Here is a 21792-nt window from a genome sequence, read left to right on the forward strand (position 1 = left end):
CCTCCAGCCAGATTAGCGTTCCGCTACCAGACGCACAAAGTCGTCGTCATTTTCTTCTTCAACCTTCGCAGCCAGTTTGTGTTCCGGCTCTGGTTCGTTCGCCTCGCACAAACGGCGCAGCAAGGCATTTTGACGTTTCTGTAAATCAACCAGTTCTTCAAGCAGCGCAATCTGCTCGTTTGCACGGCAGCTGGAACGATTGACAAAAAACCACAGGACAAGACCGACAATCAACGTCACCAGCGAGATTGCCAGCGGCATGATAGTTAAAGCACTAAAACCCAGTTCGTTCATCTTACCACCTCAAAAAAAACGCATTCTACACCTGAGGCAGAGAGAGAAAAATCACTACCAGGGGATAAATTTATTAATGGTACAAATGCCGCTGAAAAATTGCACATCCTGGTCGCACATCACATTTATCATTTGAGTCCATAGCAGCAGGCAGGTAACAACAATCACCAGAACGATCACCCATCTGTACTTTCTCACTACATCGTCACCTCTTGACCATAGAATTTCGCTAATTTAACACTAACCAACTAAACCATGAGTAACGTTTCCTGCTTTTTCATTTCAGAATCATCAGATTGTGCCGTTAATTATTCATAGTAGGGTTGATGCAGGATTGAATTGATGTTTGAGGGCACTATGCGAGCGATTATTCGTACGATTGTTGTTATTGCCATTATCTGGATTGGCCTGTTGCTTTCCGGCTATGGGGTTTTGATTGGCAGCAAAGAAAATGCTGCCGGACTTGGATTGCAATGTAAGTACCTGACGGCACGTAATACCGTGACCGCACAGTTTATTCATACCGACAGTGGGATTATTGGCCTGACCGACTGCCCGCTGCTGCGTAAAGTGGACACGCCTATTGATAATGGTTAGGCCTCAAGGGCCGCGTGTTCTGCGCGGCCCACTTTAACAAAATCAGAAAGGATAGTGGTGATAGCCCATTTGCTCTGACAGCGCACGCGCTGCCTGATGAAGAATATTCACGTATTCAGACAGCCCCTCATCCGAATAGCGAAGCGTTGGAAATGAAATACTCATTCCCGCAATGACAACACCAAAACGATCAAACACCGGCACCGCCACGCAGCGAAGGCCTTCTTCCTGTTCCTCGTTATCTTCGCCATACCCCTGCTCACGCACCTGATCAAGCACAGGGAGAAGCGCTTCAGTACTGACGATAGTACGTTCCGTGCTGCGGACATATTCTACGTCAGAGAGAATATCCAGAATCTCCTCGCGCGGTCGCCAGGCCAGCAAAACCTTCCCGATTGCAGTGCTGTACAAAGGATTCCGACGTCCTACGCGGGAATACATGCGTAAATTATAGAGCGAGTCAATTTTATGAATATAGACAATGCTGCTGTCGTCCAGCGCACCGAGGTGAATCGCCTCTTTGGTCCGCCGCGAGAGCTCCCTCATCTGTATGTCTGCACTGCGGATAAGGTCAACGTTCTGCAGGGCACTGCTGCCAAGCTCAAAAAGCTTAAGCGTCAGCGCATATTTCTCTAACTCGTCTTCCTGAGAGACATAGCCCAGTGACTTCATAGTCTGCAGAAAGCGATACACGGTACTCTTGGACATCATCACACGCTGAGAAAGTTCGGTTATCCCAATCTCTTTTTCTTCACCAAGCGCCTGCAGGATGCCGAAAACTTTCAGCACGGAAGAGACTGCATCGGGCTGTTTGTCGGAGTCTGAGAGTGCCATACTTCACCTCGGATGTTATTGTTTTATAAAAATCAGAACTGCTTTTTAGTATATTGATGCCCCGTGAGTGTCGCAATCAAAGCCTGCTGATTCGTTACAAATCTGCGGCATCAGCGAGATTAATTAATGGTAAAATCATTACCCTCCTAACGACCTCAGACAGCCTTTTCAAAGTATGGATAAATCAGTGTCCGACGGCTTGCCTACGCCCCAGCGTTATGGCGCCATTTTAACCATCGCGCTCGGCATCATGATGGCCGTGCTGGACGGCGCTATTGCTAACGTTGCCCTGCCTACCATTGCGCACGATTTGAATGCCAGCCCGGCGGAATCTATTTGGGTAGTTAACGCTTATCAAATAGCGATTATTGTCTCGCTGCTGTCGCTTTCGTTTCTCGGCGATATTTTTGGCTACCGCCGTATCTATCAATGCGGTCTGGTCCTGTTCTGCCTGACCTCACTGTTTTGTGCCGTTTCAACGTCGTTGCCGATGCTCACCTTAGCCCGCGTACTGCAAGGCTTTGGCGGTGCTGCGCTAATGAGCGTAAATACCGCCCTGATACGCCTCATTTATCCTCAACGTTTTCTTGGCCGAGGAATGGGGGTCAATTCATTTATCGTTGCCGTCTCTTCCGCAGCCGGCCCCACCGTTGCCGCCGCAATTCTTTCGGTGGCCTCCTGGCAGTGGCTGTTTTTAATCAATGTGCCGATTGGCATCGTTTCGCTGATTCTGGCGCTGCGCTATTTACCCCCTAATCAGCAAAAATCCCAGGGTCAGCGTTTTGATATCCCGAGTGCGGTGATGAACGCCCTCACCTTCGGCCTGCTTATTTCAGCGATCGGTGGTTTTTCACAGGGCCAGCCGGGGTTCGTCATTATCGGTGAACTGGTTGCGCTTATCGTGATTGGCTTTTTCTTCATCCGTCGCCAGCTTCGCTTGCCGTTCCCTCTGCTGCCGGTCGACCTGCTGCGAATTCCGATTTTTTCTCTGTCTATCGGCACGTCAATATGTTCGTTTGGCGCTCAAATGCTGGCGCTGGTTTCACTGCCCTTTTTCCTGCAAACCGTCGTGGGTCGCAGTGAGGTTGAAACCGGTCTGCTGTTAACGCCGTGGCCGCTGGCAACGATGGTGATGGCACCGCTGGCAGGTTATCTTATCGAACGTGTTCATGCTGGCCTGATGGGCGCCGTAGGGCTTTTAGTGATGGCCTGCGGCTTGTTTGCTTTGGCCATGCTCCCGCACGATCCGTCCGACCTGAATATTATCTGGCGTATGGTGCTGTGTGGGGCAGGATTCGGCCTCTTCCAGTCCCCGAATAACCACACCATTATCTCCTCGGCGCCTCGCCACCGTAGCGGAGGGGCAAGCGGAATGCTGGGGACGGCTCGCCTGCTCGGTCAAAGCTGCGGCGCCGCACTGGTCGCGCTAATGTTTAACTTGTTTGGTAACAGCGGGACGCATGCCTCGCTGATTCTTGCAGGCATATTTGCCACCATTGCCGCCGTCGTCAGCGGACTGCGAATGTCCCAGCCTCGGGCTCAGGCATAAAAAAAGCGTGCCGCGAGGGCACGCTTTTTCACTTCAACCTTCCGGTTACTTCAGGTATTCGCCGCTGCGCAGCGCTTCGATACGTTTGTCCAGCGGCGGGTGCGTCATGAACAATTCGCTCATTGACCTGGCCTTACCGTTGATACAAAACGCCATCATGCTGCTGGCTTCCTGCGGCTCGTAGCTGGTTTTCAGGCGCTGCAGCGCAGCAATCATCTTCTCGCGGCCCACAAGCTTCGCGGAACCTGCGTCAGCATGGAATTCACGATGGCGTGAGAACCACATGGTGATGATGCTTGCCAGAATGCCAAACACCAGCTCAAGCACCGTCGCCACCGCAAAGTAAATCAGCGGGTTGCCGTTGCTGCTTTCGTTATCATCACGGTTCCCGGACAGGAAGCCGGAAGCCACCTGAGCGATGATACGGGAGATAAAGATAACAAAGGTGTTCACCACGCCCTGAATCAGCGTCATGGTGACCATATCGCCATTGGCGATATGGCTGATTTCGTGCGCGATAACCGCTTCCGCTTCGTCACGACTCATGTTTTGCAGCAGACCTGTGCTGACCGCAACCAGAGAGGCGTCACGGCGAGCGCCGGTGGCGAAAGCATTGATATCCGGCGCATGGTAAATCGCAACCTGCGGCATGGCGATACCCGCCTGCTGTGACTGCCGCTGCACGGTTTCCATCAACCAGTGCTCAGTTTCATTACGAGGTTGCTCAATCACCTCACCGCCTACTGAACGCAATGCCATCCATTTTGACATCAGCAGGGAAATAAAAGAGCCGCCAAAGCCAAACAGCACCGCCATGATCATCAGACCCTGAACGCTGCTCGACTGGATCCCCGTCAGGCTTAGCACCAGCCCGAAAACGACCATTACCGCAAGGTTGGTCAACAGGAAAAGCCCGATACGCATCATAATTTTCTTTTTACCTCGGTTAAAAACACGCTCTTTGCGCTCCCCCACATCGTAGGGGCGCGCCGTCTATTTTCAAGCATCAGCCCCGCCCAAGTGGTTAATAATACATAACTTTACATTTTGTATGCATTTATCTTACATCACCAAAGACAGGCAAAAAAATGGGCACCGCTTTGGTGCCCATCTGGGAGGTTATTTTGCCGCCGGTTGTTCAGCCGGCCTGTCTTGCTCCATACCGGCAAGATCGATGGCAATGTGTACCGTCTCGTCGAGATACGGATCGGGCTCCTGGTAATCCTTCGGTAAATCGTCGAGTTTCTTAATCGGCGCTTTACCTTCCCGCTTGAAGCGATCGTTGATTCTGGCCAGGCGCGTCGCGTCGTCTTCCTGATTCTCTTTTTCACGTACCGCATAATTCAGAGAAACAGCGTTACGCTTTTCCTTCAGGGCATTGAAGCGAGCAATGTCCTTCATGATGTACTGGAATTCAGGATCTTTGGCGATGCGATCCTGATGCAGCTTCAGCAACTCAGGTTCGAACGGCGTAAGGTCACCGGTTTTCACATAGGTCGCTGCGTTGATGCTGTCCCAGGGCAACGCGTTATCTTCGAACTTCTCGCCGGTCTCGGTTTGCTCAGTGCCGGTCGGCATCATGATGTCCGGAGTCACACCTTTACGCTGAGTACTGCCGCCGTTGATGCGGTAGAACTTTTGAATGGTGTACTGAACCGAACCCAGCGCAGGCCATTCCGGACGCAGCATCTGATCGTAAATGCGATTCAGCGAGCGGTACTGCTGCACGGTGCCTTTCCCGAAGGTCGGTTCGCCGACAATCAGCGCGCGGCCATAGTCCTGCATCGCCGCCGCAAAGATTTCAGACGCCGAGGCGCTAAAGCGGTCAACCAGCACCACGAGCGGCCCTTTGTAGTAGACCACGCCGTCAGTATCGCTATCTTCACGGACCTTACCGTTGTTGTCGCGAACCTGAACGACCGGGCCACTAGGAATAAACAGACCGGAAAGAGACACCGCTTCAGTCAGTGCGCCGCCGCCGTTAGAACGCAGATCGATAATCACGCTCTTCACGTTCTGTTTTTCCAGCTTCTGCAGCTGAACCTTCACATCATCAGTGAGGCCAACGTAGAAGCCAGGGATATCCAGCACGCCAACTTTGTCTTTGCCGACTGTCTTCACAGACATTTTAACCGCACGGTCTTCGAGGCGAATACGTTCGCGGGTCAGCGTCACGGTACGCGTTTTGGTGCCTTTGCCCGCTGGCAGGATTTCAAGGCGAACTTTGCTGCCTTTCGGCCCTTTAATCAGCGCCACAACGTCGTCCAGACGCCAGCCGATAACGTCAACCATCGGTTTACCCGTTTGGCCGACGCCAACAATGCGATCGCCGACGGTAATCGCCTTGCTCTTCGCCGCCGGACCACCGGCAACCATGGAGTTGATCAGCGTATAATCATCATCCATTTGCAGTACCGCCCCGATGCCTTCTAAAGACAGGCTCATTTCGGTGTTGAACTGCTCGGTGCTGCGCGGAGAGAGATAGTTCGTATGCGGATCAATCTCATGAGCAAACGCAGTCATCGCCAGCGAGAACACATCTTCACTGTTGCTTTGCGCCAGACGGCGGATGGCAAACTGGTAGCGCTTGGTCAGGGTTTCACGAATTTCCTGCTCAGTTTTACCGGTCAGCTTCAGGCTCAGCTCGTCGTATTTAACTTTCGCATCCCAGAGCTTATCCAGCTCATCAACACTCGTTGGCCACGGCGCCTTGCTGCGATCCAGATTGATGGTGTCGTTACCGGTGAAATCCATCGGCTTCGCCAGCACCTTTAAGGCGTACTCGTAGCGTTCAAAACGGCGCTTCTGACCCAGATTATAAAGATCGTAAAAAACATCGAGCTTACCGCTGCGCAGCTCGTCGCCAATCTGCCCTTTCTTCGCAGCGAACTGGGCGACGTCGCTGGCCAACAGCACGTTATGGCTGTAATCCAGCAAGTTCAGGTAGCGGTCAAAGATTTTTGCCGAAAAGTTGGCGTCCAGATCGAACTGGCGGTAATGCGAGCGCGTAAATCTCGAGGTCACGCGCTCACTCACCGTGGCGTGCTGAGCTTCTTCCTTTAATTGAGGAATTTGATCAGCACGAGTAATGTTGTCCAGGGCCAGGGCACTGCCTGCCACGAACAGCAGGCTGGCGATGGCCGTAAGCTTAAAGAGTTTGTTCATGCCTGAGTCAGGCCTCCGTTTCAGAACTGCAAGTGTTCTGCGCGTACGATCATTGCCATACCAGAAGTCAGCTGTACACGGACGCCATCTTTGGTAATTTCCAGTACGGTAGCATCCATTGCGTTGTTACCGGCTTTGACTTTAATGGCCTGTCCAACCTGCAGAGCAGAAATATCGGTCACCGGCGTACGACGCTCTTCGCGAGGTGCCTTAGGTGCCGGTTTTTCAGCGCGAGGTTTACGCTCCGCCCCTTCTTTACGACGCGGTGCTGCCGCCGGACGAGGTTTACGTTCGCGACGTGGAGCTTCTTCCGTTACGCCTGCGGCTGCCGCGGCTTCACGTTTCTTCGCCTGCTGCTCAGCGCGCTGCGCCTGAACGCGGGCTTTTGCTTCATCCAGCTGCTGACGTGCATGTTCGACATGCTGTTCGTCCAACTCACCGCAAGGGTTGCCATCAAGATCGACGCGAGTCGCGCCAGCTTTGATGCCGTGCAGGTAGCGCCAGCTTGACGTATAAAGACGTAATGCTGAACGAAGCTGCGTTTTGCTGAGGCTCATTTCGCCTTCAACACGAGAGACTAAATCCTGGAAGATACCAATCTTCAACGGACGAGCTTCACCTTCAGCGCTAAAACATTGAGGGAAACGCTCGGCCAAAAATGCGATAACTTCTTTACTGCTATTCAACTTAGGTTGATTTTCCATGAAATTTCCTGATTACAACGGAATTGCCAATAAGTCGCAGGCATGAACAGGCGACATTATAATGACGCCATCGCTAAATGCCACGTTATCCGTTGCTTATCATGCTATCGAGGGAAGAATTTTTTAAAATCAGTGCCGCTCAGCACGTCTGAAAGCTGAGAAACCAAGGTTTTTAAACCCTTTTCGTCTTCTTCTGAAAAACGGCCATACTCGGTGCTGTCGATATCCAGGACGCCAATCGTCTGGCCGTCAACCGTCAGCGGCAGCACAATTTCAGAATTGCTGGCCGCATCGCAGGCAATGTGCCCGTCGAAAGCATGCACATCTTCGACACGCTGAACCGTGCCTGTTGCGACGGCTGTGCCGCATACGCCCTTACCGACAGGGATTCTTACGCAGGCAATTTTGCCCTGGAAGGGCCCCAGAACTAGCGTTTGGGCTTCGAGAAGGTAGAATCCTGCCCAGTTGACGCCATCAAGGCGTTCAAAGAGCAAAGCACTGGTATTCGCCAGTGTTGCGAGGAAGCTGGTTTCACCTGCCATTAACGCACTAAAATCGCGGTTCAAATCCGCGTAAAATTGTTCTTTGTTCATTAAATAACCGTTATGTTGTCTTGCTTTACTTTGTAGCATATTAAAATAAGCATTAAATGCACGGTGCCACAAGGTGTATCATTTTATGAATTACGATAGGCTAAATGCATCATTCAGATAACAACGCTCCCGGCTCACGACGCACAATGAAAATACACGCCATCAGTCAGGCATTGCCTCAGGCACGTTATCAGCGTTGTCCCCAATGCGATACCCTTTTCTCTCTGCCCCAGGTTAAATCAACACAAAGTGCCTACTGCCCTTGCTGTGATGCAAGAGTGCATCATGGCCGTGACTGGTCATTGACGCGCCTGGGGGCCATGGCCGTGGCGATGCTGGTGCTCATGCCCGTCGCCTTTTCCGATCCGCTACTGCGTATTTATCTGCTGGGTTCGAGTATTGATGCCGACGTTATGCAGGGCATTTGGCAGATGGCAAGTCAGGGGGATGTGCTCACCGCCGCCGTCGTGCTCTTTTGCGTCGTCGGCGCCCCGGCCACGCTGGTCGCGGCTATTGCCTACCTCTGCTTCGGCAACATTCTCGGCATGAACCTCCGCCCGGTGCTGCTGATGCTGGATAAGCTTAAAGAGTGGGTGATGCTGGATATCTATCTGGTGGGCATTGGCGTGGCCTGCATTAAGGTTCGCGAGTACGCGTTTATCCAGCCAGGCCCTGGACTGATCGCTTTTATTGCGTTGGTGGTCTTGAGTCTGCTGACCATGATCCACCTGAACATTGAACAGCTATGGGAGCGTTTTTACCCTCAGCGCCCCGCTCGCGCCTTTAACACGCAGCTGCGGGTTTGCCTGGGCTGCCATTTTACCGGCGTTCCTGACGAACGAGGGCGCTGCCCTCGCTGCCACATCCCGCTGTACCATCGTCGTAAGCAAAGCTTACAAAAATCCTGGGCAGCACTGGTTGCCTCCCTGGTCTTTCTGCTTCCGGCTAACCTGCTGCCGATCTCTATTATTTACGTGAACGGGGCACGCCAGGAAGACACCATTCTTTCGGGCATCATTTCCCTGGCGCACAGTAATATCGCCGTTGCCGCCGTGGTGTTTATTGCCAGTATCCTGGTGCCGTTTACTAAAGTTATTGTATTGATTACGCTACTGATCAGTATTCATTTCAAATGCCAGCAGGGATTACGAACCCGCATATTATTGCTGCGCTTTGTCACCTGGATTGGCCGCTGGTCTATGCTCGATCTGTTTGTCATCGCGTTGATGATGTCACTGGTTAACCGTGACCAGCTGTTAGCCTTTACGATGGGTCCCGCTGCGGTCTTCTTTGGCGCGGCGGTTATATTAACTATTCTTGCCGTCGAATGGCTGGATAGCCGACTACTTTGGGACGCACATGAGTCAGGAAACGCCCGCTTCACCGACTGAAGCGAGAATTAAAACGAAACGCCGGATTTCCCCTTTCTGGTTATTACCTGTTATTGCGTTACTGATTGCCGGCTGGCTGATCTGGACGACTTACCAGGAGCGCGGTAACACCGTGACCATCGACTTTATCTCCGCCGACGGGATAGTTGCTGGCCGCACGCCCGTGCGCTACCAGGGCGTTGAAGTGGGTACCGTGCAAAACATCAGCCTGAGCGATGACCTGCGTAAAATCGAAGTCAAAGTCAGCATCAAAAGCGATATGAAGGATGCACTGCGGGAAGACACGCAATTCTGGCTGGTGACGCCGAAGGCTTCCCTCGCCGGAGTATCCGGGCTTGATGCCCTGGTGGGCGGGAACTACATCGGCATGATGCCGGGTAAAGGCGAGCCGCGAGACCATTTTACCGCCCTCGATACCCAACCTAAATATCGTCTGGATAACGGCGAGCTGATGATTCACCTCCACGCCCCGGATTTAGGCTCCCTTAACAGCGGGTCGCTGGTCTATTTCCGCAAAATTCCGGTTGGCCGCGTGTATGACTATGCCATCAATAAGAACAAGCAGGGCGTCACTGTCGACGTGCTTATCGATCGCCGCTTTACCAGCCTGGTGAAAAAAGGCAGTCGTTTCTGGAATGTGTCCGGGGTGAAGGCCGATGTTGGCCTGAGTGGAGCTAAAGTTCAGCTAGAAAGCCTGGCGGCCCTGGTTAATGGCGCTATTGCTTTCGATTCACCTGACGATTCAGAACCGGCCAAAGCGGATGATGAATTCGGCCTGTACGAAGACCTGGCACACAGCCAGCGCGGCGTCATTATTAACCTCGATCTCCCGAGCGGGGATGGCCTCAAAGCAGGATCAACTAAGTTGATGTATCAGGGGCTGGAGGTGGGTTCTCTCACTAAGTTAAACCTCAATCAAGGCGGTGCCGTCACAGGGGAAATGACCGTTGACCCCGGCGTGGTTAGCCTGATGCGTAGCGGCACGCGTATAGAACTCCGTAGCCCAAAAATCTCGCTGGATAATCCGAGCATCAGCACGTTACTGACGGGCAGCACCTTTGAACTTGTGCCGGGTGACGGCGAGCCGCAGGATCGCTTCACCGTGGTCTCCAGCGATCAAACTCCGCTCCAGCAGCCGAATGTGCTAACGCTTTCGCTGACGGCCCCTGAAAGCTACGGCATTGATGCCGGGCAACCGATTATCCTGCACGGGATACAAATCGGCCAGGTTGTGGCGCGAGAACTTTCAGCGAAAGGCGTCACGTTCTCCGTCGCCATTGAACCGCAATACCGCCATCTCCTTCAGGGCGACAGTAAATTCGTGGTCAACAGCCGCATTGATGTGAAGCTTGGCATGGACGGCGTGGAATTCCTGGGTGCCAGCGCTAACGAATGGGTCAACGGTGGTATACGCGTGCTGCCGGGCAGCAAAGGCGAGATGAAAAGCAGTTATCCGCTCTACGCCAACCTGGAAAAAGCGATTGAAAACAGCCTGAGCGACATCCCGACCACCACGCTGACGCTGACGGCCTCCAGCCTGCCTGATATCCAGACCGGCTCCGTGGTGCTGTACCGCAAATTCCAGGTAGGCGAAATCATCGCCATCCGCCCTCGCGCCGATAACTTTGATATTGATGTTCACATCAAGCCGGAATACCGCAAGTTGCTGACGCCAAACACCGTATTTTGGGCTGAAGGCGGCGCGAAAGTTCAGCTTAACGGCAGCGGGTTAACGGTGCAGGCCTCGCCGCTCTCTCGTGCGCTCAAAGGAGCCATCAGCTTTGACAACATGACCGGCGCCAGCGTCGGGCAGGTAAAAGGTGAGAAACGCGTACTTTACGCCTCTGAAACCGCGGCAAGAGCGGTGGGCAGCCAGATAACGCTGCACACGTTCGATGCAGGGAAACTTTCCGCCGGGATGCCAATTCGTTATCTGGGCATTGATATCGGCCAGCTCGAGTCGCTGAACCTGACGCAATCCCGCAACGAAGTGGAAGCGAAAGCAGTACTTTATCCTGAGTATGTGTCTACCTTCGCACGCGCCGGCACCCGCTTCTCCGTTGTCACACCGCAGATCTCTGCGGCGGGCGTCGATCATCTGGATACCATCCTCCAGCCTTACATCAACGTTGAGCCGGGCAGAGGCGACCCGCGCCGCGACTTCGAGCTGCAGGAAGCGTCAATTACCGACTCCCGTTACTCCGACGGGCTGAACATCGTGCTGGAAGTGCCTGAAGCCGGATCGCTGAGCATCGGCACGCCGGTTCTCTTCCGTGGGATTGAAGTCGGCACGGTTACGGGTATGACGCTGGGCAATCTCTCTGACCGTGTGATGGTCGGCCTGCGCATCAGCAAGCGTTACCAGCATCTGGTTCGGGACAACTCCGTCTTCTGGCTGGCTTCCGGCTACAGCCTCGACTTTGGCTTAACAGGCGGCGTGGTGAAAACCGGGACCTTTAATCAGTTTATTCGCGGTGGCATTGCGTTTGCGACGCCGCCGGGAATCCCGCTTTCCCCTAAAGCAGAGGCCGGAAAACACTTCCTGCTGTTGGAAAGTGAGCCGAAAGAGTGGCGTCAATGGGGCACCGCCCTGCCTCGCTAAACCAGGAGCCCGGGCGGTACGTCGCCCGGGTAATTCCGTGTTAAACTGCGCCCCTTAATTTTTTCAGGGGCGTTTTTCATGGCTCAATCGACTGCCGTTTATCTTCCTCAACCTTTTCTCGACGCGATTCGTGACGCACTCCCCGCCGACCAGACACTGGAAAGCTTTATCGAATACTGCCAGCAGCCGCTGCGCCGCAGCCTGCGCGTCAATACGCTGAAGATATCCGTGGCTGACTTTCTGACGCTCGTCGCGCCTTATAACTGGCGTTTAACGCCGGTACCGTGGTGCAACGAGGGTTTCTGGATTGAACGTGAAGATGAAGAAAGCCTGCCGCTGGGCAGCACCGCAGAGCATTTGAGCGGCCTGTTCTATATTCAGGAAGCCAGTTCAATGCTGCCCGTTGCCGCGCTGTTTGCTGACGGCAACCAGCCGCAGCGAGTGATGGACGTTGCCGCCGCACCGGGCTCAAAAACAACCCAGATTGCCGCCCGCATGAATAACGCCGGCGCAATTCTTGCCAATGAATATTCCGCCAGCCGGGTAAAAGTCCTGCATGCCAACATCAGCCGCTGTGGGATCAGCAACGTGGCGCTGACGCATTTTGATGGACGCGTATTCGGTGCCGCCCTGCCGGAATCCTTCGACGCCATTCTGCTGGACGCCCCCTGCTCCGGTGAAGGTGTGGTGCGAAAAGATCCTGATGCGCTGCGCAACTGGTCGCCTGAAAGTACAGCTGAAATTGCCGGAACCCAGCGCGAATTGATCGAGAGTGCTTTTCATGCACTCAGACCTGGCGGGACGCTGGTCTACTCGACCTGCACGCTGAATCGCCAGGAAAACCAGGATGTCTGCCAATGGCTGCTGGATACCTGGCCGGACGCGGGAGAAATAGCCCCCCTGAATGAACTTTTCCCGGAAGCCGATCGTGCGCTGACTCCGGAAGGTTTCCTGCACGTATTCCCGCAGATTTATGACTGTGAAGGCTTCTTCGTTGCGCGCTTGCGCAAAACGGCCTCTATCGAACCGCTGCCGGCTCCGGGCTATAAAGTCGGGAAATTCCCCTTCGCGCCGATGAAAGGCAAAGCCGCTGTCGAACTGACCGCCGCGGCGGCAAAATCGGGCCTGACCTGGGGCAATGAGCTGAGCTTATGGCAGCGGGACAAAGAAATCTGGCTGTTCCCAACTGAGATTGAGCCGCTTATCGGTAAAGTGCGTTTTTCTCGCATTGGCCTGAAGCTCGCCGAACAGCATAACAAAGGTTTCCGCTGGCAGCATGAAGCCGTGGTTTCTCTGGTCAAAAGTGACAACCCACTTTGCTTCCCGCTGACCGAGGCCGAAGCCGAGGAGTGGTATCGTGGGCGGGATATCTATCCAGAAGTGACACCGTCACGAGATGAAGTGATTGTCACTTTTCAGGGGCAACCGCTCGGCCTGGCGCGCAAAGTTGGCTCACGCCTTAAGAACAGCTATCCAAGGGAATTAGTGCGCGACGGCAAGCTTTTCGCCGCCCCGCAGGCTGGCTAAAAAAATAAGCACTTTTTAAGTTGGCAATTTGTGCTGCCTTGACTACGCTGAAATTGGAATGACCCACTGGTCATACCACCTGCCGCAGATAACAAGGAGCCAAAAATGACAAAGACCAACGTTCGGATCGGCATCTTCGAGATCGATGATGCCGAATTACACGGTGAACAACAGGGGGATCGAACGTTAAGCATTCCCTGCAAGTCCGACCCTGACCTGTGCATGCAGTTGGATGCCTGGGATGGGGCAACTTCTATCCCCGCCGTACTGGACGGCGAACATTCCGTACTTTACCTGCAGCATTACGATCGCCAGCGCGATGCCTGGGTTATGCGCCTTGCATAATTCAAGATGAACCCGTCCCTGAGACGGGTTAATTATTTCCCCCAATCCCTTATGCTCCCCTACACTTAAACCAAACGAAGCGGTTCTGAGGCGCTAATGTTTGCTTTGGTTTTATTTATTTGTTACCTGGACGGCGGCTGCGACGAACTGGTGCTGGAAGTCTTCACCAGCGAACGTCAGTGTCTGAGTGCAATGAGCGAACAGCGGATGCGCCACGGCGGCTGTTACCCGGTGGAAGCATTTATCGATGGGTTCTGGCGGCCTGCCCAGGAGTACAGCGACTTCTGAGCAAGGCCTGGCGAGATTAGCGATTGTTCGGGCGAAGGAACATTCTTATTTGCTTCCCGTGGTACTCAACGTAGTGCTGGAAAGCAAAACCGAAGCGCTCTGCCAGGCCAATAGAACGCTGATTATCGTCATCAATGATGCAGCATACCGGCCCGCTGAAATTGTCATCCGCCCAACTTAACACCGCGCTGAGCGCCTCCGCCGCATAGCCTTTACCGTGTACCGCAGGAATAAGCGACCAGCCTGCCTCCGGATGTACCAAAGCCGGGGTGAGATTCCGTTTAGCTTCCTGGAAACCAAACGACCCCACGAATCGCCCACTCTGTTTTTCAAACAGCGCCCAGTAACCGTAGCCCAGCGCCTGCCAGTGACCAATATAACGCATCAGGCGCGCCCAGCTCATTTCACCATCCTGCGGTTTTCCGCCGCCGATAAACTTCACCATCTCCGGATCGGACCAACAGGCAACCAGCGCCTCATAGTCGTCCAGCGTAAAGTGGCGCAGGATCAGGCGTTCCGTTTCAAGACGTGGGGCTTCAGTAATCATCATGACTCCGCTCAGTATTACTCTTGTAGTCGTTGTTTAAGGCCGGATTTGCAGGCGTAAATGATAGCGCCCTGTTGTAAAGATCGTCGTATTAATAAAATTTTGCACCCATTTTCACAAGTCACACTTCTCATTAACGTCTTTAAGGACCAGCATTTTCAGTGAGACATCAGTCTATTGGCAGCAGGCTGGGCTGTAAATATGGCATCAGATATCGTGAGTTGCAGGAGATATTGACAACACTCAGCGTGAATGTCGATCACACCAACTTTTATCGCTCGGTTAAGCATATGCGCCAGTGGGCTGCCCTCATGCCCGTAGAAAAATTCTGCCCTCACAACCAAGTCTGTCCGAAGGCCTCCGGACTGATGCCGCCAGGATGATAGTGGTGCCAATACCGGTTGTAGAGCACTTCAATATAATCGAAGATATCGACGCGGGTCAGATCTCGGGTTTTATATATACGTCTTCTGATTCGCTCTTTTTTCAGCAAACTAAAGAACGTTTCGGCCACGCCATTATCCCAGCAGTTGCCACGTCGACTCATGCTCGTGGCCCGGTTGTCGGCCCGGCAGTAGCGCTTCCAGCCATCGCTGCCGTAGTGGTGTCCCTGGTCGGAGTGCACGATAACCTATCTGTCGGATTTACTTTGCCAGACCGCCATTATCAGCGCATCAAACGCCAGTTAGCGTGAGAGAGTGGTTTTCCTCGACCAGCCCACCACGTTACGGCCGAAGAGAACGGAAATCATTGCTGGATAAAACCAGCCCTGTCAGGTTCGGATATAGTTAATGTCGGTAGCCCAGACCTGATTTTCCCGAACAACGGTAAAATGCCCCTGCACGCAACCTGGGGCAACTACTGAAGGTCGGCCAGCGATACGAGATGGTGCTTTATAGCCGCGTACGCCTTTAATCCGGTTCAGTTGTAATGTACGGCTCACCCGTTTTTTACCGCAGGTTTCCCCTATTTCATTCAGGTCGGCACGAACCAGTCGCTCCCCGTATACGCCTCTACTCAGTGAACAGGAGTCACGGATAAGAATCAGCAGACGCTGGTTATCTTTTATCACGTGCAGAGACCGGGCTATGTAGCCATGCGTATAACGCGGCCCGGACGACATTCAGTACTCGACACATCGTCAACAGACCCCATACGGTACGGTGTTCATTGTCAAAATGGCACTTTAGTCGTTCACCCTTACAAAGTACCTCACAACCTTTTTCAGAATATCCCGTTCTTCTTCGGTACACTTCAGCTGCGACCGTATTTTCTGGATCTAGGTTTTGGCTTCGAGTAAACCCCGGGCATCATGCTCGCAGTCACCTGGTTTGATAACACCTGGCCACTTAAAGAGGCTATGTGCAGAAACGATGAGTTGGTCAAATCTTTCGGCAATGTAATAACCGTGTTCCGGTGTTTAATGGACTGCGTCTTCCATAAATTCAGGAGTAAATCATGGTGTGATCATATGCTCAAACTATAGGGCAAGATCGTCTACCAGGATGGGCTCAGTCCAACTCACCTACTCTCGTCGACACTAATTGTGGGTAAGCTCAGCTTACATGTTCCCCATTAGTTCTTACACTTTTGATATAATCAGAAAAATACACAAAATTTTAGAACTGTGGAATAAATCACGATATGGTTATTCTTATTTTGATGAGTATAAGGACTTTCATGGGGTATGACCACGCCGCCTCTTACTTATTTAGAGTACTCCCTCAGAAAATGTATAGTTAAATTAATGGGTTAGATTCCTTTCGAAAACCAATAACTCTCCAACACGCATCCACTAACCTGCTACTATCCTTTTAATATAGAAAAGTAGTAGTATTGAAAGACATATGATGAGATGGCATTTTTTAGGGGAAGGGGAAGGATATGAATAATTATATTGTTTTCATTAAAGATAATGAGTCAAAAGTGCTCATGGCTGATCTTGTTACTCGTGAGTTGTCCAGAGATATGAAAGATAAGGGGTATACTAAATACCCATATAAAATAGAAGCAGATAATGAAAAGGATGCCATTCAAAAGCTGAATAAACAAGGTCGCGACCATCTGAATGAGCTCTCCCAGTTTTCAGGTAGCATCTTTTTCTACTGTGCTGTCCTGGTCGTGGGTTTAGTGCTGGCATTTGTTTTTTATCGTTGAATAAATAAAATTATAGCGATGACCAAACCATGCACTGAATCTGTTTGACTGGTTGCAGGCATGGTTTATCCTCAGAATATCTCCGCTTTAATCATCGTTCTATGAAGGGGTATCAAATAAGTTCAGGGAAATGACTCTATCCGCCGATAAAATCGTGGTTTCTCTGTGTGCAATGATAACGCGAGTTATATTTAACATTTTGATTGCTTTGTTGACATAGTTTTCACTCTCACGATCCAGTGAGCTAGTGGCTTCATCCATGAATAAAATACCAGGTTTACGATAGAGAGCCCGAGCAATAAAAATGCGTTGTTTTTGTCCGCCCGACAGTCCTTCGCCAAGCTCACCAATCAATGTGTCGTATCCCATTGGCATTTTTGTTATGATCTCATGAATGTAGCTAGCTTTCGCACACTCAGTCATCCATATTTCATCTGCATTTTCATCAAACCCACAAATATTTTCCCGTATAGAGCCTGAGAATAATTTGTCATCCTGCATAACACACCCAATCATTTTATGATAATTATTTAGGCCCATTTGTGTTATATCTGTTCCATCTACAATTACGCTCCCTGTATCTGGTTTAAACAAACCACAGAGTACCCGCATCAGGGTCGTTTTCCCCGTACCTGAGGGACCTGTAATGGCGACACTTTCCCCTGGTAAAATGTGAATTGAAAGTTTACTGAAAATTGGCGGGGACTGGCTGTCATAACGATAACTTAAATTGACTGTTTCGAGAGAGACTGGACGCATAGCAGGACCGACAGGACGATCTGGTTTTCTTGGCTCCTGTTCGTTTAACGCAATATCTGATATACGTTCATTATGCAAACTCATCATACGAAGCTGTAGAAGGAAGTTTGTGAGTGAAGATACCCGACTTGCAAATTGTTCTCTGAATGCCCCGAAAGCGATGAACATGCCTATAGTCATCTGATTATCAATAACGAGGTTTGTACCCAGCCATAATATGACTATCTGGTCACAAGCCCCAATGAAGGCGTTTATCCCACCAAATAAGAGATCCATTTTGGTTACTTTTATTTCACTGTTTACGGTATCTATTTCCAGATTTAGCCATTGGCTTCCCCGACGCTCCCCCATACCCTGCATCTTTACCGTCGCGATACCGTAAAGCGTTTCCATAAAATATGATTTGGTTCTGGCATCCCGTACCAAGGCTTCTTCTGTTAGTTGTCGGTATGCCCTGTATGTCAAGAGTCTGACGAGGACATATGCCAAGGTAAATCCCAGAACAAACCAGGTTAGCCATCCGCCGTACAGTATCATCATTATCAACACACCGATGACCATGATACCATCCATTAATCCCCCTACAATGCTGCCTGTAAAGGTTTCCCGAAGCGTATTCAGCGAAGCAAATCTAGATTGTATATCCCCTAACTTACGCCGCTCAAAATAGCTAAGTGGTAGCTTGAGAAGATGGCTGAATAACCCTGATTGCCACTGGATATTGATTGACGTTGAGAGAACAAGCGAAGACCATGCTCGTATTATATTCACTGAGGTACGCAGCAATATAAACAATATGAGGCCAACACATATTAACGTAAGAAGACCATGATCTTTTGCGGGGATCGCGTGATCCATCACAAGTTGCGTTCCCACCGGCATAACGAGGTTTATTGTTTCGATAACCAGTGACAAACAGAAAATTTTGGCTAGGGTGCTCTTAAGCCCGTAAATATTCCTCATCAGTGAACCAACGCTAATCCGTTGACTCACGCTCGTTGCTGTAAAACCACCTCCCGGCCAGAGTTCCAGCGCCACACCTGTAAAACTTTGTGACAGTTCGTTCAGACTGACTGAACGCCGCCCTTGCGCTGGATCGTGCAACACTGCATAGTTTCTGCTGACGCTAACCAGAACAACAAAATGGTTAAATTCCCAGTGTAATACACAGGGCATTTTGAGTGCATTAAGTTCATCCAGTTCTAACGACAAAGCACGCGTGGTTAGCCCCAGTTCGCTGGCCATATTAATCAGCCCGGAAAGGGTAGTCCCTCGTGCAGATAAGTTAAACTGACGACGCAGGCTAATCAGATCAATATTTTTTCCATAGTGGCCGCAAATCATGGCCAAGCAGGCCATGCCGCACTCAGCGGACTCAGTCTGATGAACAAGCGGGACTGTGTGGCGAAGCTTTAAATCAAGCTGGTTGATCAGTTTTTTAACGGACAACTTATTCATTAACAGGTCCAGTTGCGCTGTATTTCATATCGTAAAAAGGGGATAACATCCATTGATATATTTTCCTGTTTTCAAGGAAAAGTGTACTTTCTGCTTTCATTCCATTTTCTAGACTCATATATTTTCCGTCATATAAGAGGCTTTGTTTTTCTGGTCTCACGACAATTTTATAAAAAGGTACCGACACTGACGGCGCAGCTTTCGGTGCACCTTGATAGGTCAACATTTCCTGTGGTGACGCAGGTGCCTTAGAGATAACTGAAACGGTACCTGCAAACTGACCAAATTTTTCTGCAGGAAAGGCTTCATAGCGAATATTGACTCTGTCGTTGACTGAGAGATAGGGGATAGCGTCATTAGGAACCCAAAGCACGAGCGAATAATGATCAATATGCTTGGGAATTATTTGAAATAAGCTGTCACCAACAGTAACCATCTGGCCAACCGTAACACTCAATGAATCAACACGCCCATCAGCAAGTGCTCTAATGACAATGGTCCCGCCAGCGTCGATACTAAGTAGTTCTTTTTGTAATTCGTAACGCTGTAACTCCATTTGATAAATTTGGTTATCGAAATTTGCAGCTTGAGTTTGGATCTGGCTTTCCAGAGCAGTAATCTGGAGTGAATTTTGTTCATTCTGTCCGGAAAGACCCAGAAGATTATTTTGCTGCTGATAATAAAGAGCTACCTGGTTAGTAAGCTGATCCTTGTTGATAAGTCCTTTAGTTTGATAACTTCTGTAATTTTCCATATTTTCTTTCATAATACGGAGTCCCTCACGGGCATGCAGAAGAATATCTGTTGAACGTGTCAACGCATCGGTATACTGTATTTTTTGCTTTACAAGCATATCGAGAGTTGATTTCTTACTGCTTTCAATTCGGTTTATAATCTGCGATATACGTTCAAGCTGCTTACCAATATCGCTGCGCTGATTATCACTAACAACGCCACTGCGTGTACTTTTACTAACGTCAATCTGATAAATAGGTTCACCAGCGCTGATAATCTGTCCCTCCGTTACATATTGTTTAACTACTACCCCTTGAACACTTGAATAAACATGAGCCGCACGCGGATAGGTTGTAATTTCCCCTGTAACATTGACGCGTCGGGTATAGCTTCCTGTGATGACAAAAATCAGGAATGCAGCAATAAAGAAAAGGCACATTCCGGCTGTGACATAAAGTGGAACACCAGGAAGAAGCAATGCCCTGCCCTGCCATTTTCTTTTTCTATTTTCAATTGCTTCCTGACGGAACATAATTCACTCATCCTTAATGCACTCTGCGACAATATATTCATTGATGTTTTATTAGCAGTCGATTCAATTTCTCCATGTAGATAGCATACCATCTGGAGTATCCAAATTGTGCTGATAGAAAGCTATTCCCATACATTCATCTTGCATATACTCTGCAATAAATGGAGGGGTTATTGATGCGTCCAATTCAAAAATTGAGTACGCCAACCCTAATAAAACCTCAACAATTAATCCGGGCCCAGTAAGAACAGGGGTAATACTAAATTTCTTGATAATTAATTCACTACGCCAATTTCGTATCCTTGACAGATAAACGTCGTTGCTTTCACTAGAGTTAAACTCGAATATGCAATTATTCTTTTCCAGGAAAATATATCGTTTTCTCATAACACGTAGAATTATTCGAATGGCTTTAGAGCCTTCATGTGAACAAATAACATTATTAAAATATATTCCTTTAAGTCTTTTTAGCGAACCAAGCGACAAAATATTTTTAGGAACAACAATTTTTCCAAGAGGAGTGATCTGTTGAGAGGAAAATTCAGAAATATCGGTTTCGATAAGCTCAATAATCTCTTTATATTTATTTTCTTTATTTTTTTGAAAAACACTGTAGCTCACCATCTCATTTGAAGCTATCTCAAGTGCTTTGATTTTATTTATAATGGCCTGTGTTTTTGATAGCAGCAGGAAATCATCTTCACCAATATTGTTTTCTTTCAAGTATCGATTTGTTCTGTGGAAAATATGATCTGTGTATGGAAGAGTGTCAACATCAACATAAATGCCACCGTGCTTATAAATTATTAATAACCTCACTATATCACTGGCGCTGGCCAGATTGCCTCTAAGAATAATTTCATAACAATAATATTTAAAGAAGTCATCAAATCCGTGATCAAAAAGTGGCATGATGTTTCTAGTTATTATATCACTCTCATGAAACCACGTGGTTAATTTCAACTTTGTATCTGGATAAGGAATGCATTTTTCATTCAAAAAACTCACAATTAACTCATCAAAACTAAACCCATGCTTTAATTTCGCAAAGAAATATTCAAAAGCTTCGTTTTTTATTGTTTTTTCAACTTCATCCATATTTTTAAAATCAACTTTTAAAGCATAATCATGGATGGCCTTGTGAAACATATTTATTAAAAAAGAATTTTCATGATGCCAGATACAAATTTCCTTATCACAATTGGCATTTTTCCATATATTAATATAGTCGGTATTAACCAGATTAAGGTCTCCTATCCATACAAAATGTAAAACATCAGGAACCGCTATTTTTTCTTTATACGATAGATTAACTTCAGATAATTTTTTTTTCATTTCACATGCATTCCATGATATGAAATAAGATAGTTGATAATTTTGTATTTTTATACTTAGAGGCACAGCTATTTCGTCTGTGCCTCTATGTCATTTAGCGATCAGTACCTGTACGGGGTCTACCATCAGACTTATAGCCTGTTGAGCCTATTCCATTAGTACCTCCAAAGAAGCCATTTGCGCCAGCGCCGCTACCATATGGGCTGTTGTGATATGCAGAGACCGCTCTGTCCAGAGAAGAAGTTCCGTTATTCCCTCCAGAACGAGAACCGCCATTATCTGCTGACCTATGCCCACTTCCATCTTTGTCAGCCCAGCCACCTGAGACAATATCACACTGGGTGCTTAATATTTCTTTCATTCGTTTTCTCCTTAAAAGT

19 protein-coding genes and 1 pseudogene are annotated in these 21792 nt (G+C 49.6%); 8 read left to right on the forward strand and 12 right to left on the reverse strand.

The features are described 5' to 3' along the window. Positions 1-12: 12 nt before the first annotated feature. Positions 13-294: a YebO family protein gene (locus LH86_RS17565; protein WP_039304023.1), complete on the reverse strand. Its 282-nt coding sequence runs from the start codon at positions 292-294 to the stop codon at positions 13-15. Positions 295-348: 54 nt separating this feature from the next. Then, positions 349-492: a PhoP/PhoQ regulator MgrB gene (gene mgrB / locus LH86_RS22275; RefSeq protein WP_008454016.1), complete on the reverse strand. Its 144-nt coding sequence runs from the start codon at positions 490-492 to the stop codon at positions 349-351. A 159-nt stretch (positions 493-651) separates the two neighbouring features. Between mgrB and LH86_RS17570 the strand changes: the two genes are divergently transcribed. Beyond that, complete coding sequence (locus tag LH86_RS17570; RefSeq protein ID WP_039306351.1) at positions 652-891, forward strand: YobH family protein; 240 nt, start codon at positions 652-654, stop codon at positions 889-891. A 42-nt stretch (positions 892-933) separates the two neighbouring features. On the opposite strand, the gene kdgR is transcribed toward LH86_RS17570, so the two are convergent. Continuing rightward, positions 934-1725: a DNA-binding transcriptional regulator KdgR gene (kdgR, locus tag LH86_RS17575; protein WP_039304025.1), complete on the reverse strand. Its 792-nt coding sequence runs from the start codon at positions 1723-1725 to the stop codon at positions 934-936. 175 nt (positions 1726-1900) lie between these two features. Here kdgR and LH86_RS17580 point away from each other — a divergent pair, with 175 nt between their 5' ends. Further along, positions 1901-3274 carry an MFS transporter gene (locus LH86_RS17580; RefSeq protein WP_039304027.1) on the forward strand — a complete coding sequence of 458 codons (1374 nt, stop codon included), beginning with the start codon at positions 1901-1903 and terminating at the stop codon, positions 3272-3274. A gap of 45 nt (positions 3275-3319) precedes the next feature. On the opposite strand, the gene htpX is transcribed toward LH86_RS17580, so the two are convergent. The 4 genes from htpX to LH86_RS17600 all read right to left on the reverse strand — a co-directional run bounded on the left by htpX (position 3320) and on the right by LH86_RS17600 (position 7736). Further along, a complete protein-coding gene (gene htpX / locus LH86_RS17585; protein ID WP_039306354.1) occupies positions 3320-4201 on the reverse strand; it encodes a protease HtpX in 882 nt (293 codons plus the stop codon). A 192-nt stretch (positions 4202-4393) separates the two neighbouring features. Next, on the reverse strand, positions 4394-6439 hold the full coding sequence (prc, locus tag LH86_RS17590; protein WP_039304030.1) for a carboxy terminal-processing peptidase: 2046 nt from the start codon (positions 6437-6439) through the stop codon (positions 4394-4396). Positions 6440-6459: 20 nt separating this feature from the next. Then, positions 6460-7143, reverse strand: coding sequence for an RNA chaperone ProQ (gene proQ, locus LH86_RS17595; RefSeq protein ID WP_039304033.1), 684 nt, complete (start codon positions 7141-7143; stop codon positions 6460-6462). A gap of 104 nt (positions 7144-7247) precedes the next feature. Then, positions 7248-7736 (reverse strand): GAF domain-containing protein, encoded by a 489-nt coding sequence (locus LH86_RS17600; RefSeq protein ID WP_039304037.1) that lies wholly within the window; start codon positions 7734-7736, stop codon positions 7248-7250. Positions 7737-7882: 146 nt separating this feature from the next. Between LH86_RS17600 and yebS the strand changes: the two genes are divergently transcribed. From yebS to LH86_RS17625, 5 genes are all read left to right on the forward strand, one after another. Continuing rightward, positions 7883-9127 (forward strand): membrane integrity lipid transport subunit YebS, encoded by a 1245-nt coding sequence (gene yebS / locus LH86_RS17605; protein WP_419655959.1) that lies wholly within the window; start codon positions 7883-7885, stop codon positions 9125-9127. Continuing rightward, positions 9096-11729 (forward strand): PqiB family protein, encoded by a 2634-nt coding sequence (locus LH86_RS17610; RefSeq protein ID WP_039304043.1) that lies wholly within the window; start codon positions 9096-9098, stop codon positions 11727-11729. Before yebS ends, LH86_RS17610 begins: the two co-directional genes overlap by 32 nt. Before the next feature lie 78 nt (positions 11730-11807). Next, positions 11808-13256, forward strand: a complete 1449-nt coding sequence (rsmF, locus tag LH86_RS17615) for a 16S rRNA (cytosine(1407)-C(5))-methyltransferase RsmF (RefSeq protein ID WP_039304046.1) — start codon at positions 11808-11810, stop codon at positions 13254-13256. A gap of 105 nt (positions 13257-13361) precedes the next feature. Then, on the forward strand, positions 13362-13601 hold the full coding sequence (locus tag LH86_RS17620; RefSeq protein ID WP_008453991.1) for a YebV family protein: 240 nt from the start codon (positions 13362-13364) through the stop codon (positions 13599-13601). Positions 13602-13697: 96 nt separating this feature from the next. Further along, complete coding sequence (locus tag LH86_RS17625) at positions 13698-13889, forward strand: YebW family protein (protein ID WP_039304048.1); 192 nt, start codon at positions 13698-13700, stop codon at positions 13887-13889. A 16-nt stretch (positions 13890-13905) separates the two neighbouring features. Here LH86_RS17625 and LH86_RS17630 read toward each other — a convergent pair whose 3' ends face one another. Together LH86_RS17630 and LH86_RS22280 are read right to left on the reverse strand one after the other, a co-directional pair. Continuing rightward, entirely contained in the window at positions 13906-14439 is a 534-nt protein-coding gene (locus LH86_RS17630; protein ID WP_197061687.1) for a GNAT family N-acetyltransferase, read from the reverse strand. Between the two features lie 331 nt (positions 14440-14770). Further along, a pseudogene (locus LH86_RS22280) lies at positions 14771-15877 on the reverse strand (IS3 family transposase). Positions 15878-16320: 443 nt separating this feature from the next. Between LH86_RS22280 and LH86_RS17640 the strand changes: the two are divergent. Continuing rightward, positions 16321-16593, forward strand: a complete 273-nt coding sequence (locus LH86_RS17640) for a hypothetical protein (RefSeq protein WP_039304056.1) — start codon at positions 16321-16323, stop codon at positions 16591-16593. Positions 16594-16692: 99 nt separating this feature from the next. Here the strand turns inward: LH86_RS17640 and LH86_RS17645 are convergent, their stop codons facing one another. The 3 genes from LH86_RS17645 to LH86_RS17655 form a co-directional block, all read right to left on the reverse strand. After that, a complete protein-coding gene (locus LH86_RS17645) occupies positions 16693-18810 on the reverse strand; it encodes a peptidase domain-containing ABC transporter (protein ID WP_039304058.1) in 2118 nt (705 codons plus the stop codon). Then, positions 18803-20077 (reverse strand): HlyD family secretion protein, encoded by a 1275-nt coding sequence (locus LH86_RS17650; RefSeq protein WP_039304062.1) that lies wholly within the window; start codon positions 20075-20077, stop codon positions 18803-18805. Before LH86_RS17650 ends, LH86_RS17645 begins: the two co-directional genes overlap by 8 nt. Positions 20078-20140: 63 nt before the next feature. Next, positions 20141-21412 (reverse strand): TcdA/TcdB catalytic glycosyltransferase domain-containing protein, encoded by a 1272-nt coding sequence (locus LH86_RS17655; protein ID WP_039304065.1) that lies wholly within the window; start codon positions 21410-21412, stop codon positions 20141-20143. Positions 21413-21792: the final 380 nt, after the last annotated feature.

It is taken from the genome of Cedecea neteri, assembly GCF_000758325.1.
In the GTDB taxonomy this organism is placed as follows: Bacteria; Pseudomonadota; Gammaproteobacteria; order Enterobacterales; family Enterobacteriaceae; genus Cedecea; species Cedecea neteri_B.